The sequence below is a fragment of the Fontivita pretiosa genome, from assembly GCF_050410795.1.
GTDB classification, from domain to species: Bacteria; Planctomycetota; Phycisphaerae; order Tepidisphaerales; family Tepidisphaeraceae; genus Fontivita; species Fontivita pretiosa.
The window spans coordinates 4,069,134-4,085,092 of record NZ_CP191258.1 but is presented as its reverse complement, the minus strand read 5'-3'; the positions used below and the strand labels follow the sequence as shown (position 1 = coordinate 4,085,092).

The 15,959-nt window shown below is 63.5% G+C and carries 12 protein-coding genes; 7 read left to right on the top strand and 5 right to left on the bottom strand.

The features are described from left to right. Positions 1–174 precede the first annotated feature (174 nt). The 4 genes from ACQS5P_RS16495 to ACQS5P_RS16480 all read left to right on the top strand — a co-directional run bounded on the left by ACQS5P_RS16495 (position 175) and on the right by ACQS5P_RS16480 (position 9,527). Positions 175–1,425, top strand: coding sequence for an exosortase/archaeosortase family protein (locus tag ACQS5P_RS16495; protein WP_428937717.1), 1,251 nt, complete (start codon positions 175–177; stop codon positions 1,423–1,425). Beyond that, entirely contained in the window at positions 1,413–2,258 is an 846-nt protein-coding gene (locus tag ACQS5P_RS16490) for an exosortase-associated EpsI family protein (protein WP_428937716.1), read from the top strand. Before ACQS5P_RS16495 ends, ACQS5P_RS16490 begins: the two co-directional genes overlap by 13 nt. A 46-nt stretch (positions 2,259–2,304) precedes the next feature. Beyond that, positions 2,305–7,038 carry a tetratricopeptide repeat protein gene (locus tag ACQS5P_RS16485; protein WP_428937715.1) on the top strand — a complete coding sequence of 1,578 codons (4,734 nt, stop codon included), beginning with the start codon at positions 2,305–2,307 and terminating at the stop codon, positions 7,036–7,038. 233 nt (positions 7,039–7,271) lie between these two features. Next, on the top strand, positions 7,272–9,527 hold the full coding sequence (locus ACQS5P_RS16480; protein WP_428937714.1) for a polysaccharide biosynthesis tyrosine autokinase: 2,256 nt from the start codon (positions 7,272–7,274) through the stop codon (positions 9,525–9,527). Between the two features lie 146 nt (positions 9,528–9,673). Here the strand turns inward: ACQS5P_RS16480 and ACQS5P_RS16475 are convergent, their stop codons facing one another. Further along, positions 9,674–10,621 (bottom strand): aldo/keto reductase family protein, encoded by a 948-nt coding sequence (locus ACQS5P_RS16475; protein WP_428937713.1) that lies wholly within the window; start codon positions 10,619–10,621, stop codon positions 9,674–9,676. Positions 10,622–10,719: 98 nt separating this feature from the next. Here ACQS5P_RS16475 and ACQS5P_RS16470 point away from each other — a divergent pair, with 98 nt between their 5' ends. Then, the gene (locus ACQS5P_RS16470) at positions 10,720–11,193 is read left to right on the top strand and encodes a ferritin-like domain-containing protein (protein WP_428937712.1); all 474 of its coding nucleotides are present in this window, start codon (positions 10,720–10,722) and stop codon (positions 11,191–11,193) included. An 84-nt stretch (positions 11,194–11,277) separates the two neighbouring features. On the opposite strand, the gene ACQS5P_RS16465 is transcribed toward ACQS5P_RS16470, so the two are convergent. From ACQS5P_RS16465 to murI, 4 genes are all read right to left on the bottom strand, one after another. After that, on the bottom strand, positions 11,278–11,940 hold the full coding sequence (locus ACQS5P_RS16465) for a 7-cyano-7-deazaguanine synthase (RefSeq protein ID WP_428937711.1): 663 nt from the start codon (positions 11,938–11,940) through the stop codon (positions 11,278–11,280). A 10-nt stretch (positions 11,941–11,950) separates the two neighbouring features. Further along, positions 11,951–12,913, bottom strand: a complete 963-nt coding sequence (locus ACQS5P_RS16460) for an MDR/zinc-dependent alcohol dehydrogenase-like family protein (RefSeq protein ID WP_428937710.1) — start codon at positions 12,911–12,913, stop codon at positions 11,951–11,953. Positions 12,914–13,003: 90 nt separating this feature from the next. Continuing rightward, positions 13,004–13,642: a HEAT repeat domain-containing protein gene (locus ACQS5P_RS16455; RefSeq protein WP_428937709.1), complete on the bottom strand. Its 639-nt coding sequence runs from the start codon at positions 13,640–13,642 to the stop codon at positions 13,004–13,006. Between the two features lie 142 nt (positions 13,643–13,784). Further along, the gene (gene murI / locus ACQS5P_RS16450) at positions 13,785–14,660 is read right to left on the bottom strand and encodes a glutamate racemase (RefSeq protein WP_428937708.1); all 876 of its coding nucleotides are present in this window, start codon (positions 14,658–14,660) and stop codon (positions 13,785–13,787) included. 145 nt (positions 14,661–14,805) lie between these two features. On the opposite strand from murI, the gene ACQS5P_RS16445 reads away from it, so the two are divergent. Then, on the top strand, positions 14,806–15,210 hold the full coding sequence (locus ACQS5P_RS16445) for a response regulator (RefSeq protein ID WP_428937707.1): 405 nt from the start codon (positions 14,806–14,808) through the stop codon (positions 15,208–15,210). Positions 15,211–15,326: 116 nt separating this feature from the next. Next, a complete protein-coding gene (locus ACQS5P_RS16440; protein WP_428937706.1) occupies positions 15,327–15,800 on the top strand; it encodes an N-acetyltransferase family protein in 474 nt (157 codons plus the stop codon). Positions 15,801–15,959 lie beyond the last annotated feature (159 nt).

Below are 15,959 nucleotides of genomic sequence, written 5' to 3'. Positions count from 1 at the left end.
CTCGCCCCCGGCGCAGCCGCTTGGCCAAGGGCGACGGCGGCGATAAGCTGTCGGCGCCTTCGCCCGGGTTACAGGACCGTGCACCTCGGCGTTTTTTCCTGTAACTTCTTTGTGCCGGGCGTGTTTCCGATATGACGCCCATCGGGTCTATCCACGAACAGGATCGGGAGAGCCGTGAGCAGCATCAGCACATCGCCAACGTCGCTGTCCTCGCCGCCGCCCTCGTCCACCTCGGGCGCGCGGGAGTTGCCCCAGCCGCGCAACCCTCAGCAGCCTCAGGAGATGATTTGGCTGGGGCTGAGCCTGAGCACCTGGCTGACCATCGCCATCATCGCCGTCCTGATGGTCTGGGTCTTCTACGTGCCGGTATTGCGGCGACTGTGGGAAAAGACCAACCCCTTCTGGGGCGAGCCCAACTGGGGCCACGCCATCGTCGTGCCCATCGTAGGGCTTTATTACCTGTATCTGAACCGCGAGCAGCTCTTATCGGCACCGGTCAAGCCGCTGTTGGCCGGCGGGCTCAGCCGCGCACGGTTTGTCGGCGGCGCAGGACTGCTGCTGGCCTCGAGCCTGGGGTATTTTGCTTGCCCGTTCATCCTCCCGGTTACCCTGATCCCGTTTGGTGAAGTCGGATGCATGTCGCTGGCGGGGCTGGCAGGGCTGGTGCTCCTTCTGGACTGGGGCATCGCTACGCTGCTTTTCGGGCTGGGCGTTTTTGCATGGGGAATCTGGCCGGGACAGAACGACTGGGTCAAGGATTTCGGCATGGTGCTCACGCTGTTCGGCGTCGTGCTGACGCTGTGTGGCTGGCAGGTCATGCGCATCGCCTGGTTCCCCATCCTGTTTTTGATCTGCGCACTGCCCTGGCCGGGGCTGTTCTACAGCAAAATCGCCATGCCGCTTCAGCAGTTGGCCGCCTCGGTGGCGGTCTGGACGCTCCAGCTCACCGGCGTGGATGCCTCGCGGGTTGGGACCAAGATTGTGATGGACTACGGTTTCGGGCGGGCGCCGCGAATTCTCAATGTCGCCGAGGCATGCGCGGGAATGCGTTCGTTGATGACGTTTATCTCGGTAGGAGCGGCGGTGGCCTTTCTGTCCAGCCGGCCGCTCTGGCAGAAACTGTTCATCACCGCCTCGGCCGTGCCGATTGCCATCTTCTGCAACGTCATGCGGGTAACCGGGCAGGGTCTTCTGGACTATTACGTTTCGCCCAAGCTTTCGGAGAGCTTTGCGCACCAGTTTGTCGGGCTGGTGATGCTGGTGCCGGCGTTTTTCCTGATCCTGCTGGTCGGATGGGTGCTGGATCAGTTGTTCGTCGAGGAGGTGGAAGAGGTGGATCCGTTGACGGTGACGGTCACGCCACGGCGGGACGGCGGTCCCAGCCATAGCGCGGCTGGTGCGGAGGGTCGCTCATGCCCGCATTGACGCAGAATCTGCTTGATGGCCTGAAGCGTGTCCTGGCCCAGCCGGCATTTGTGGTGGTGGCGATGATCCTGCTCGTGGCTGCGGTGGGGATCAATGGCACGACGCAGTACCTGAAACTGCATTTCAAGAAGCTGCCCGTGCCGATGGCGCGTCCGCTGACGCAGATCGCCGAGCGAGCTGGGCCGTGGGTGCAGGTGTCGCTGGACGAGCCGTTCGCCCATGACTTTGAAGAGGTGCTGGGCACCAAACAGTATTGCTTCCGTGACTACGTCGATTCGCGCCTGGTGAGCCGGGATGAGCTGGCGGCGTTCAAGGACAAGACCAACTCCCAGCGTCGCGACCTGGCGGCCAGGATTCGCGAAACACGCCCGCAGGCGGTGGTGAATCTGGGCGTAACGTATTACACGGGTATGGTGGACACCGTGGCGCACGTTCCGGACCGCTGCTACGTGGCCGATGGCTACGAGCCTACGACCTACCAGACGCCACGCTGGGACGTGCTGAAGGATCGCCCCGGTGATAAGATGGTCCGGTTCATCGTGTTCGAGGACCAGACGCCCGGGCGGCGATCCGTGTCGCGAAACGTGGCCTATTTCTTTCACTCCAATGGAGAGTACACCAACGACCCGGTGGAGGTAAGAAAGAGCCTGGCGAACCTGAGACAGCGATACGGTTACTACATGAAGGTCGAGGTGCAGACACTGGCGCTGCCCGCGGATCAATCTCAGCGTGTGATGAACGAGTTTCTGACCTGGATCCTGCCGGAAATCGAAAAGTCACTGCCGGACTGGCAGAAGTTGATGTCCGAATCGTCCGGGGCGGCGGGCGGGTAGTGCCCGCCGCATCGCCGGTTGCCACCGTCCGTAAGGACCTGCTCTTATGGCGAAGAAAAAGAAGCGTCTGAACGTCAAGTTCCTGATCGTGATGGGCTCGATCGTGGTGCTGCTGGGCGGCGCGGCGTTGGCGTACAAGACGATCCCGCAGGTCAAGTGGCTCGTGCGCGGAACCCCGGCCTCCCATGCCGCCGTCGCCAAACAACTGTTCGATGAAGGCAAATACGAAGACGCCGGCGAAAAGTACAAACGCGCCATCGTCCTGAATCGCAAGCCTCATCCCGAGTACTACACCCTCCTGGGCGATTGCTACAGCCATCTGGTTTTGGAAGACGCCGACAACATCCGCCTGGCCAAGGCGTGCTGGGATCAGGCGCTGCTGGCCGAGCCGGAGTATCTGCCGGCGCTGCAGCGGCTGCTGGATCTGTATCGGGACGACGCGGAGATGAACCGCGGCCCGCGCGCCGCGGCGCAGTGGGAAGCCGTACACGATACAGCCAGGAAGATCCTGGCGGTCGACCCGCAAAGTCGCGAAGCCAAGACGCTGCTTCACAAGGCGATCATCTCGCGCTGGATGACAGGCGTGGAGACCCCGCCGGAGCGCATCGACGAGTCGCTGAGCGCGCTGACGGCGCTGGCCGAGCAGCCGCCGTTCGATGCCGACGCGATGTTTGTGGTGATGCTGGCCGAGACCTACCGCGGGACCGACCGGGTCAGGCAGAATGATCGCGCCGGAGCTACGGCGCAGTTCGCCAAGACACTGAAACTGGTGGACGATACGCTGGCGGCGCACCCTGACGATGCACGGGTTCACTACCGCGCGTCGCAGGCGCTGCGGCAACTGGGCGCCGCGGAGCGCGCGCCCGGACAGCCCCCCAAGTACACCGACCGCATCCGCTCGGAAGTGGAGACCGCCGCCAGACTCGTCAAACCCGATGACGAGCTGTACGTCGAAATCAAGCTGACGCTGGGACGCACGATGGAGTACGCCGGCGAGCAGCAGGCCGCCGAACGGCTCTACAACGAGCTGCTCAAGGAGCGTCCCGATGAGCTGGCGGTGCGGATCCAGCTTGCCGAGCTCATCGGCCGCGACCAGAAACGCATCAGCGAGGCCATCGCGCTGCTGGAGAGCGCGCCTGAGCCGGATCCCCAAAAGTACTTCGGGGTCAAGGCGTTTCTGGCCAAGCAGTATCAGTTGGTGGCGTTGGCCAACACGCTGAATCTGAAGCTGGACGCGTTGCAGCTTTTGCCGGCCAGCCAGACGCAATCCCGCGAGCAACTGCTCAAGGAAGTCGATGACGGCTACGCCAAACTGATCGCCAACCCCGGCGTGGAAGATACGCCTCTTGCGCTTCAGATCCGCGGACGCACCGAGCTGGCCCGGGGCGAAAACATCAAGGCCGTGCAGACCCTGGACCGGGCGCTGAAGCTGATGCCCCCGATCTCCAGCCTGGCCGACATCGACCAGAAGTACAAGCTCATGTTCCTGCTGGCTCGCGCCAACATGCTGGTCAACCAGACGGGCGAGGCCAAGAAGCTGCTCTCGGAGATCGTCGCCAGCTTCGAAAAGTTCATTCCCGCCAGGCTGATGCTCGTGCAGTTGCTGATTCGGGAAAACGACATCGAAGCGGCGCGCGAGCACATCAAGGTGCTGGCCAAGGCGATGCCTGATTCCCCGATCGTCCGGCGGTTGCAGATCTACTCGCTGGATCGGGAAAAAGACAAGGAGGAGTTGGCGGCGGCGTATGCCAAACTCCCGGAAACCGACAACGAAGAGCGCGGCGAAAAGGCGCAGGTGGCGCTGTGGATGGGAAACAAACCCGAGGCGGCCAGGCTCCTGGAAGCCGTCCGCGCCGAGATCCCCAATGACATCACCGTGCTGGGGGCACTGGCGCGGCTGTACTCCGACATGGGCGACAAGGCCAGGTCGCAGGCCATCCTCAACGAGGCGATTGCCAAAAACCCCGACAACCCGGAGCTGAAGCTGCTTCAGGCGCGCCTCTCCGGTCAGGATGAAGGCGAGATCACCCGCCAGCTCATCGACACGATCTCCGACCCGTTCCAGAAGGAGCTGGCGCTGTTCAGGCTGGCGCTTCAGGAACAGCGTGAGAGCGAGGCGGCCGAACACCTCCAGAACGCCGCGCGACTGAAACCGGATGATCTGACGGTCCTGTCGCTGCTGTTCCGCCAGTCGCTGGGTTCCAGGGACTGGACCCGCGCCGAGACGTACATGGAGACGCTGATCCGGCAGAACGCCGACCAGGCGGGCGGGCTGGTCCTGCGCACGCAGTACGCGATGGCCCGCGCCGCAGCCGCGCCCGGCGAGCAACGACGCAAGCTGCTGGAGGAAGCCGCGGATCTGGCCCTTCAGCTCACTCAGAAAATGCCCGAGTTCGCCACCAGCTACGTCCTGCTCGGACAGGTCCAGCAGGCGCAGGGCAAGTACAACGAGGCGATGCAGTCGTACAACAACGCCCTGCGGAAGCAGTCGCAGAACCTGGACGCCGTGCTCGGATTGATCCAGTGCAGCTACGCCTCCAACCGCCTGACCCTGGCCAAGAGCTACATCGAACAGGGCCGGCATCTGTTCCCGAACAACGTCCTGCTGCGGGAGATGGAGCTTCAGCACGAGCTGATGCACGGCGACCCGGAAAAGGTAATCGCCCCCAGGCAGGAGCAGCTCGACAAGAACCCCGACAGCAAACGCGCCTGGGCCATGCTGGGCAATGCGTATCTGGCCGTGGCGCGTCACAAGGCCGCCGACCCGACCGCCAAACAGTTCCTGGACAAGGCGCGCGACACCTTCGCCCGGGCGACGGCCAAGTGGCCCGACGACATCAGCTTTGTCAAAGCGATCGTTGATGTGGCGGTGCAGAGCAAGAACTACGCCGACGGAGAAAAGGCCATCCGTACGCTTCAGTCGCAACCTCAGTGGCAGGACAAGCCCGAGCCGACGCTGCTGCTGGCGGACCTGTACGTCCAGAGCGGCAAGCCCGCCGACGCCGAAAAGGTCCTGCGTTCCTATCTGTCGGCCAATCCGTCGGCGATCAGCGCGCAGTTGAAGCTGGCGACGGTGTTGTCGCAGTCGGGCAGGGCGGATGACGCGCTGAAGGTCCTGAGCGAATCCAACGCCTCCGATCCGCTGGTGCACAAGAGCCGAATCGAGCTGCTGATCATCAACAAGCGGCTGGATGAGGCGCTGAAGGAGAGCAATGCCGCGCTGGCGGGCAATTCCAACCCCGGCCCGGCACTGCTCACCCAGCACGCTTTTGTGCTGATGAGTCTGGGGCGAACCAGCGAAGCGCTGGAGATTCTGGATCGGGTGCTGGCGTCCAACCCGGACAACGTCGAGGCGCTGTTCTACCGCGGCTCGCTGTTCGTGGCGGCACGACGCAACCTGGACCAGGCCGTGCGAGACCTTCAGATCGTCCGCGATGCCATGACCGACAACGTCGAGGCGAGGCTCTACCTGGCCGATGCGTACGTGTTCAAGGACGACCTGGAGGCGGCGATCGCGGAACTGGAAGGCGCCGTGCGGCAGCTTCCCGACGCCAAGCAGCCGAAGCTCAGACTGCTGGAGCTGTACGCGCAGACCGAGCCGCCGCGCTGGCGCGACGCCGACCGCGTGCTCAAGGACGCCCATCAGAACCCGAGACTGGCCAATGACATCGAACTGCTCAATGCCGAGGCGCTGATGTGGCTGAAGCGCAAGGACGTGAACAAGGCCGGCGAGGCGATCACCGCGGCGCTGAAGCAGTCGCCGAACAACCTGAATCTGTTCCGCACGTACTGCGAGGTGCTTCACCAGGCCAAACAGCATCGCGAGCTGCTGCGGGTGACGGACGGGCCGGTCAAGTCGAAGCAGGCGCCATGGTGGTTCTACGTGTACCGCGGGCGGGCACTGAAGGCGCTGGACGACAAGCAGGCGGCGCTGGATGAGTTTTCCGCGGGACTTGAAGTCGCCGGCCCCGACGAGGACGCCGCCACACGCATCGTGCAGGCCATCGCCGAGGAGATCGGCGTGGCTCCGGCCAAAATCCGCATCGCCAGCCGGGCGCAGAAAGGCGAAAACCGCTGGCGGATGATGATGGCCTACCTCTGCCAGATCGAGCCGGATATCAAACAGGCGATCGACTGGACCGAGCAGGTGATCAACGACTCCAAGAGCACGCCCCAGGAGATCGAAGTTGCCCAGCGAATGCTCGGCCCGCTATACCTGAGGCTGGATCCGCCGGAGGTGGGCAAGGCGGTGGCGGTTTTCCAGAAGATGCTGGAGCGCCGTCCCGACGACCCGGCGGCGCTGAACAACCTGGCGTGTACGATGATCCTGCCCAACAGCGGCTACACCGCTCAGGACGCGCTGGTGTACAGCCAGAAGGCCTTTGACATCATGGAACGCGCCGGGCGGATCGAACCGATGATTCACGACACCCACGGATACGTGCTGGTGCTCAATGGACGCGTCGAGGAAGGCCTGCATCTGCTTCAGCAGGCGCTGGAAAAGCAGGCTTTCCCCGAGGGCTATTACCATCTGGGCGAAGCGTATCTGGCGATGAAGGTCCCGATGACCACGGACGCGGAACAGGCGTTCAACCAGGCCAAGACGCTGCTGGATCGCGCCGCCCGGAACAACCAGCCGGTGGATCTGGCGTTGAAACAGAAGGTGGAGCAGGCATTGGAGCGTGTTCGCCAGCCCAGCCAGGCCGCCTCGCCGCAGGCGCAGGGCGCGACCGGTGCCAGTGCGGCCTCGGGGGCCGGCCCCGGGCCCGATTCACGCTGATCGCCGCCGGCCCAGGGCGCTTCGCGTGCAACCTGTGATGCCGCTGCGGGTACTAGCAGATGGGCTGGGAATTCGGCGAGTCAGGAACCATGTTCCGGGCCGCTTTTATCGGACGCTGGCAATTTGCCCGTGTGCCTGCCCGCGTTCGTGCCGTGTTCGTAGTAAGATCGTTGCGTGAAGGCGTTGCGGGTGCGTCCGCGGCGCCAGTTTCCGGAAGTGCTTAGGAGTAGGACATGACGACGTTGCCGCAAACGACGAGCATCCAACTGCCACGTCCGGTAAATCCGGGCGCCGCGATCACGCCCGCGCATGCGATCGCGCCGGCGGGTCCCCTGCCTCCGCCGCAAATGACCGGCGCCGACGTCATGCGCGTGCTGCGAACCAACATCTGGCTGATCATCGGCACGTTGATCGCCTCGGTGATCATCGGCGTGGCGCTGAACTTCTATCTGGATTCCTTCCACGCACGCTACACCGCCGTGGCACTGGTGCAGGTCCAGACCAACCGGCGGCTGCCTTCGGTCACCGATCGTCCCACCGACACCGGTGAGGAGCAAACTCCGCTGATCGTCGAGCAGCGCACCCAGGCCAGCCTGCTGACCTCCGATGCACTGTTCGCCAAGGTATTGCAGAACCCCAATTACGACATCCGCAAGACCAAGTGGTTTCAGGACTTTGACGGCGACATCGCCGAGGCCAAGGAAGACCTTGAGGAGAAGTTTCTGGCGGTGCCGATCCCGGACACCAAGCTGATTCGCGTGACGATGACCTACAAGGTCCCCAAGGACTGCGCCACCATCGTCAGCGATATCGTCAACCAGCACCTTGAAGACCAGCGCAAAATCGCCTCCGACAAGACCGTCGAACGCAGCCAGTACCTGCGCAACCTGCTGATCCGCTGGGAAAACCGCATCAAGGAGTTGAAGCAGGAGACCAGCCTCAAGGCGGCGCAGCTTCAGCTTGACGGATTCGGTCGTCCTGGCGGGCTGAGCCAGAAGGAAAGCGAGCTTCAGCAGTACATCACCGAGCGACTGAAGCTCGAGTCGATCGCCAACGCGTCGCAGAACGCCTACGAAAGCGCGCAGCAGCAGTACCAGAAGGGAGAGATCCCGTCGGCGGTGGAGATGATGGTCGAGGAGAACGGCACGGTGCAGCGGCTGGTGATGATGCTGCACGACTACGACATCCGCCTGCGCGCCATGGAGCTTCAGCGCAACCAGGGTCCGGACAGCCGCGCCTACAAGGAGCTGAAGGCGCAGCGGGACGCCACGCAGGCCCAGCTCGAAGAGGTCCGCGCCGAGGAGCGCGCCAAGAGCACGGTGATGTACCTGGAAACGCTGGCTTCCCGGGCGCAGCAGTCCAAGAGCGAGCTGGAGGCGCTGAACAAGCAGATCGACAAGGTGCGCAACGACCTGGCGGAGATGACCGGGACGCTGTCGGATTACCTGACCAAGAAGGATGAAGAAGAGGGGTTCATCGAGCTGCGTAACCGCGTGCGCGACCAGCTCGATGTGATCAACCAGCAGCTTCAGCAGATCGATCTGAACACGGTGAGCTGGGCCAACCGTCCGGAGATTCCTGACACCCCCAGCTTCCCGAAGCTGCCGTACACGCTGGCGGCGACGATCACGCTGGGGCTGCTGCTGAGCCTGGGGATCGCGTTCCTGCGTGAGATCACCGACACCACCGTCCGATCGCCGCGCGACATCGCCCGCGTCGGGCAGCTCAATCTGCTGGGCATGATCCCGCACGAGGACGACGATCCGCAGGTCGCGGGAGTGCCGTTGCCGGCCGTCATCTACAGCGCGCCGACCTCGATGATGGCCGAGCAGTTCCGGCAGGTGCGCACGCGACTCCAGCATGCCGCTTCGCTGGACACCACGCGCAGCATCCTGATCACCAGCCCCAGCCCCGGCGATGGCAAGAGCACGGTCGCGTGCAACCTGGCGGCCGGTCTGGCGCTGAACGGACGCCGCATCCTGCTGGTCGATGCCAACTTCCGCCGACCGGAACTGCACAAGATCTTCGCCGCCAAGTCCGACGTGGGGTTTGCCAACGTGCTGAACTCGATCGAGGCATTCGAGTCAGCCATTCAGCAGACCAAGGTTCCGAATCTGGACCTGATGGTCGCCGGCCCCAAGCCCGCCAACGCCACCGAGCTGCTGGAAAGCCAGTTGCTCATCGACTTCATCGAACGGGCGCTGGAGGAGTACGACCACGTGGTTTTCGACTCCGGCCCGATGCTGTTCGTGTCCGAGACGGTGGCCCTGGCGCCGCGCGTGGATGGCGTGATTACCGTAGTCCGCGCCAGCACCAACACCCGCGGACTGCTCCAGCGGATGCGCGACGCCTTGCGACAACTCAAGGCCGAACACCTGGGCGTGGTGCTCAACGGAGTGCGTTCGGCCAGCGGCGGATACTACGCCCGCAACATCAAGACCTATTACGAGTACCAGAACGGCGCGGTGACCACGGCGCAGGCGTCATAGCCGCCCGCCACCGCCCTGCCGTCGCGACCGATCGCAGCCGATTTCCCACACAGCGGCGCCGAAGCCCCGGCGCCGCTGTTGTTGTTCCTGTCCGGTGCCTCGTCGCGCCTCTTGCGGCGCGTCCACCTGCGCAGCGCGGGATGAATTCACGCCAGCAGTTCTTCCATTCGTCGGATCGTGGCTTCGTCGAGCTTGATGCCGCTGGCTTCGGCGTTTTCGGTGACCTGTTCCGGCTTGGTGGCGCCGGTGATGACGCTGGTGACTTCCGGCCGTCGCAGGCACCAGGCGATCGCGAGCTGGGCAGTGGAGCAGTGATGCTCCTGTGCAATCGATGAGAGCTTCTGGACCTTGCGAAGGATCTCCGGATCCCCGACAAACCGCTTGATGAACATGTTGGCGCGATCGTCGGCGGCGCGGCTGTCGGCGGGGAAAGGCTCACCAGGCTTGTACTTGCCGCTGAGCGTCCCCTGAGCCAGCGGGGAAAAGGTCACGTTGCCGATCCCCGCCCGCGACGTGAGCGCGAACAGCTTCTCCTCCGGCCCTCGCCGCAGCAGGCTGTAGCCGGGCTGGCTGCTCTTGGGGCGGTAATAGCGATCGCCGCAGGTTTGCAGCGCCTGCTCGATCTGCTCGATGGGCCACTCGGAAAACCCCCAATACAGGACCTTGCCCTGATGGATCAGGTCGTCCATGGCACGGACGAGCTCTTCCATGGTGACGTTTTCGTCCCAGCGATGACACTGATACAGGTCGATGTAGTCGGTGCGCAGGCGCCGCAGGCTCGCGTGACACTGTTCCATGATGTGTTTGCGCGACAGTCCGCGATCATTGGGACCATTGCCCATCGGAAAATAGACCTTTGTGGCCAGCACGTAATCACTTCGCCGCCGGTCCTGAAGAATCTCGCCCCAGACCTGTTCGCACCTGCCGTCGGCATAGGCATTGGCTGTATCGAAGAAGTTGATGCCCGCGTCGAAGGCGCGATTGAAGATCGCGCGGGCGCGATCCATATCCAGCGTGGAGCCGAAGGTCATCCACCCCCCCAGTCCGATTTCCGAAAGCCTGATGCCCGCATCTCCAAGGCGACGGTAATTCACGGGAAACTCGCTCCTTTCGACGTTGCCAGAAACAGGTGCTTTCTTGTAATGGATCAGCGGCGGGTTCACAATCCGCCAGACGCAGAAAAGGAGCCATTATGCCCATCGTTCGCGACGACAAGAAGCGCAGGCAGATCATCGAGATGCTCACCCAGGCCTACTGGATGGAGATCGAGACGGTGATGAACTACATCGCCAACTCGATCAACCCCGACGGCGTCAGGGCCGAGGAGATCAAGAAGAGCCTGGCCGAAGACATCGCTGCGGAGATCGGCCACGCCCAGCAGTTCGGCAAGCGGATCAAGGAGCTTTACGGCAAGGTTCCGGGGAGCATGGAGTTCAAGCCCTCGCAGAAGAATCTTCAGCCACCCAGGGAATCCACCGACGTAGTCGCGATCATCAAGGGAGTGATCGAGGCCGAACAGGACGCGATCGACCACTACACCCGAATCATTCAGACGTGCATCGATGTGGATTACGTGACGGCGGACATGGTGACCAAAATCCTGGCTGACGAAGAAGGGCATCTGCGGGAATTCGAGGGATTCCTCAAGGAATACGAAGGCAAGTGAGGCGCCAAAGGCATTTGGTCTGAATCGCTCGCAGCGTGCTTGCGGTCCGTGGACTTGGGTCCGTCGGCCGCAGGAGCCGTGCGTTCACAGCTTTCTCACGACGCGCAGCGGGTCGGGCTTTCCGGCCTGAATGAAGGATGCTTCGCGCGCGCGGCAACCGCGGCAGGCCCAGCATGGCTCGACGCCGTCTTCGGCGCAGCTCCAGGTGCGATCGAACGGCGCGCCGACCTGGAAACCCACATCCACCACCTGCCACGGCTCCAGCTCCAGAATCGGCGTGACAAGCTCGAGTTCGGGCTGACCACAGGGCATCTGGACCAGCTCGTTCCAGATCTGGATGTACTCCGTGGCCTGCGCCATCTCGTCGCCCTGTCCACCGATGCGCAGCCCCAGGTACACGGCGGCAGCCTGGTAGTGGATGGCGAAACGCACCGCCGCCGAGACCAGTGGCAGCAGATCGACGATCTGTGAAGCGACCATGGCGGGGACTCGCGGATCGGTCATGGCGCCGGCGCCTCCCATGCCCACAGGCTGGAAGGTGGTGAGGAACGGCATCGCGATCGTGTGCTCGCGGTAGGGTTTGAAGTGCCCGACCTGCAGGTCATAGGCCGCCCGGGAGCGCGAGCCGGGCTGTTGCGTTGCATCCACGTAGAGCATCACCGGGCGATACCGCTGCGCCGCCAGCGCCGTGGTTACCGCACTGTTGATGCTCCCGTTGTTCAGAACGATGGCCAGGTCCTTGGGCATGAATCCGCCTTCATCCTTCTGCGATCGTGAGGATGACCTTCAGTATCCCCGGTCTTGCGGCAAGCTCCATCGCTTCCACGCCCTGTTCCAGTTTCATCCTTCGGTGAATGAGGCTGACGACATCCACCTGTTTTTCGGCCAGGGCGCGGATGGCTTCACGGAATGGTCCGCAGCGGCTGCCGACGACGGTGATCTCGTCGATGACCAGCGGCGCCAGGTTCAGCGGCTTGCCGGCCGCGACGGTGCTCTTGAGCACGATGGTGCCGCGCGGTCGAACCATCTGCATGGCCAGCTCGAAGCCGGCGGCGGAACCGGTGCAATCGACGACCACATCCTGGTCGTGTCTGGGGACGATATCGGCCAGCGGACGCGAGCGGATCTGCCACTTTTCGCACAGCGCCAGTTTGTGCGGATGCTTGCCGATGACTCGCACCGGGCAGCCGGCGTTGCGCAGCACCTGCGCCACCAGCAGTCCCAGGCGGCCGTCTCCCAGCACCGTCACCCACTTACGCCCATCAAGCTGTATCTGCTTGAGGACCTGAAATGCCGCCGCCAGCGGCTCGACGAATACGGCGTGGTCATCATCCACATTGCCGGGCACAACGTGCAGGTTGACGGCGGGCAATCGCAGATAATCAGCGAACGCCCCGTCGTGGTTGAGGATTCCCAACACCGATCTGGCCCGGCAGTGGTTGCTCAATCCCGAGAGGCAAAGGTCGCACCGACCGCAGACGATGTTGATCTCGCCGCAGACCCGCTGGCCGATCAGATCCCGATCCGGCGAGCTGATCACCTCGGCGACGAATTCGTGCCCGAGCACACCGCGGAAGCCCATGTAGCCTTTGGTGATCTCCAGGTCGGTGGCGCAGATTCCGGCCTGACGGACGCGCAGCAGCGTGTCTCCGTCGCTGATCGCGGGATCGGCGCGACGGGGGTCGAAGATGAGCTTGCCGTCGAAGACGAGTGCGCGCATGCGCGGTTGATGGTTCGTGTTGCATCGATCCGGCGGCTGCGCCGCGGGGTAGCGTAGCGCAGCCGCCGGATGCTGATCCGAACTTCTGATTCACCCGAACGGTCTGTCCGGTCCGCTGAAATACTGAAGCCACGCGGCTTCGTCGTAACGGAAGTCTTTTCCGGTGATGGCGACCAGGCTGTGGCGTGCCTGCCAGGCGACACCAAACTCGCGGCCGCCCAGCGTTCCGGCCAGCGCGCGGGCCACGTCCAGCGACCGGTAGTGCCGTAGCGCGTGTGCCGCCCAGATGCGAACGTCACGGTCTTCTTCGGGATTGGACACAGCCTTGATCAGCGCCGGAATGGCATTGCGGTCGGGCAGATTCGCCAGCGCCTTGGCCGCCTCCACGCGCACGATCTCGCTCGGATCAGACAGCGCCCTGATGAAGATCGGCGTCGCCGAGGCATCGCGCGCGCGGTTCAGCGCCCGGATCGCCGTGGCGCGAACCAGCCAGTCGCTGTCGTATTGCGCGACCTGCTGATAGCGGGTGGTGTAAGGTTCGCGGCGGCCAAAGTCGTAGCTGACCAGCCGGTTCAATCCGATCCGCCGCTCGTCGGGAAAGTAGCGGTCCTCCATCCGTTTGGCGGCGTTGAACGGCGTGTTGCCGGAAAAGTAGTCGATCAGGCTCTTTCCGAACCCCCCTACCCGCTGGACCTGTTGGCAGCCGCAGCAGGCAAGAAGCAGAATCACCGACGAACACAGTTGAACACAGATTCTGCTGCGGGCATCAGAAGCGCCTGGCCCATGCGTCATGTGTTGATCACGGGCCGCACGCCCATGACACTGGATTGGACATCTGTGGTCATCGGTGTTCATCCGTGGTTCCATTGCACTATCCCGCCTGCCGAATCCGCTCGAGTGCGGGCGATGCCGCATACAGCTCTTCCGGCGGGACCCACGTCGGCGCAGCGACGGAAAAGCCCAGGAAATGCCTGGCCAGGGCTGCGAACCGCGGCGAGTCGTCGGTAACGAAGCATCGCAGCGACCCGCGCGGCTCGCCGCCGCCTCCGGGGCGCAGCAGTCCTGCCGAACGCAGCCGGCGCTCGACATCTTCAGCGCAGGCCTCGGCCGAGTCAATCACGCTGACGTTGGGACCGACGATGCGAGCGATCAGCCCCTTAAGCAGGGGATAATGAGTGCAACCCAGCAGCAACACGTCGATCTTGCGATCCAGCAGGGGCTGGAGATACTGTTGGAGCACCAGGTGTACCACCGGGTCGCGGGCGTCCCTGCCTTCCTCAATCATGGGCACCAGCAGTGGCGTGGGGCGGAGCAGGATCCTTGCGTGATTGCGTCTTCGATGAATCGCGCGTTCATAGGCTTTGGAGCGGACGGTAGCTTCGGTGGCGATAACGCCAATCACCGGCTCCTGCCTCGCTCCCGCCGCCGCCACTGCTGCTCGGGCACCAGGCTCGACCACCCCGCTGATCGACAGGTCGGCAAATTCCCCGCGCAACCCGGGCAGCGCCAGGGCGGTGGCGGTATTGCAGGCAATGACCACGTGCTTGGGCCGCCGCGGACGGAAGTAGTTCACAATCTGTTTCACGAAGGTCGTAACTGTCGTGGCGGATTTCGATCCATAGGGCAATCTGGCCGTATCACCGAAGTACAGGATCTCGTCGTGGGGCAGCACGGCTCGGAGGGCGCGCACCACCGTCAACCCACCCAAACCGCTGTCCAGCACGACGATGGGAGAATCGGGCGACACGGTGCTAAACTCCTTTGTCCGTTGCTATTGGATTATCGGACCTGTGTCGATTGTGACTTGACAATTGCGCCTCGCAGACCGACAGTGGCTCGAATCCTGCATGAGTGCGACCCCGGTGCTGCGAGTTGCGCCAGGAGAACCCCCCATGAGCTCACCACTTGAAGGCAAGCGAGTGCTGATCGTGGATGATGACCACGATATTTTGACAAGTATTCAGGCGGCGATGGAGCCTACCGGCGCCGTGATCGAAACGGCCACCAACGGCAACCAGGCCGTCGAACTGGCGGAGAAAAACCAGCCGGATGTGATCGTGCTGGACATGATGCTCCCCGGAAGAAGCGGATTCCTGGTGCTGGAGAAGATCAAGGCCAAGAAGCCGCGCAACTCCAAGCCCTATGTGATCATGATCACAGGCAATACCGGCGCGCGGCACAAGATGTTCGCCGAAAGTCTGGGCGTCAGTGAATACTTCACCAAGCCGGTGAAGATGGACAAGCTGATCTCGGCGGCGGAAAAGCTGGTCGGCGGCGCTGCGGCGGCGCAGGCCTGAAGAACGAGCCGATAGGGTGCTGGGGAGTTCGGACGCACCCCGGCCGCAGACTCCCCATCACCCCAGCCAAGGTCCTTCACAACCCGCAACGTACTGCCGCAACTGGCCACAAAGCAATGCACCTCCGCCCCGCCACGCCTCAGGACGTGCCGGCCGTGTTGCCGATGGTCGGGCAACTGGCGGCCCTGCACGAGCAGTGGGATCCCCAGCGATACGACTATCGGCCGGATGTGCTGGAGATGTACCGTCGCTGGCTGACGGCGCGGGCCGAGGACCCGCGCAGCGTCTTTCTGGTCGTCGAGCGCCAGCCCGGCAAACTCGTCGGCTTCCTCATCGGCACCATCGAGTCCACGATTCCCATCTACCGGCTGAGGGAGACCGGCTACATCCACGACATCTGGATCGAGCCGGAGTATCGCAACGAAGGCCTGGGCAGGCAGTTGACCATGCTGGCGATCGAGAGGTTCCGGCAGTTGGGGATGAAGCAGGTCCGCCTGGAGACCGCCCCCGCCAACGAAGCGGCGCGGGCAATGTTCAGGTCGTGCGGCTTCCGTGTGAGCTCGATCGAGATGCTGGTGGAGATTTCGTGATGAATGGTCGGCTGAACTGAGTCTGGACGGAACAGTCCAGACGCGGGCCTGGCAACGACGGGAAACCGTTTCAGTTCCTCGCGAGCGGCGTCCGATAAGAGGTGAGGCGGCAGGTTGGTCGGCACGGCGGCGACGTGCGCATTTTCGTCGCTTTCGCGC

Bases quoted from the DNA above. Each gene is read 5' to 3' on its own strand.
- ACQS5P_RS16485 (WP_428937715.1), top strand. From the start codon at position 2,305: ATGGCGAAGAAAAAGAAGCGTCTGAACGTCAAGTTCCTGATCGTGATG.
- ACQS5P_RS16465 (WP_428937711.1), bottom strand. From the start codon at position 11,940: ATGCCCAAGGACCTGGCCATCGTTCTGAACAACGGGAGCATCAACAGT.
- ACQS5P_RS16490 (WP_428937716.1), top strand. From the start codon at position 1,413: ATGCCCGCATTGACGCAGAATCTGCTTGATGGCCTGAAGCGTGTCCTG.
- ACQS5P_RS16460 (WP_428937710.1), bottom strand. From the start codon at position 12,913: ATGCGCGCACTCGTCTTCGACGGCAAGCTCATCTTCGACCCCCGTCGC.
- ACQS5P_RS16445 (WP_428937707.1), top strand. From the start codon at position 14,806: ATGAGCTCACCACTTGAAGGCAAGCGAGTGCTGATCGTGGATGATGAC.
- ACQS5P_RS16470 (WP_428937712.1), top strand. From the start codon at position 10,720: ATGCCCATCGTTCGCGACGACAAGAAGCGCAGGCAGATCATCGAGATG.
- ACQS5P_RS16480 (WP_428937714.1), top strand. From the start codon at position 7,272: ATGACGACGTTGCCGCAAACGACGAGCATCCAACTGCCACGTCCGGTA.
- ACQS5P_RS16440 (WP_428937706.1), top strand. From the start codon at position 15,327: ATGCACCTCCGCCCCGCCACGCCTCAGGACGTGCCGGCCGTGTTGCCG.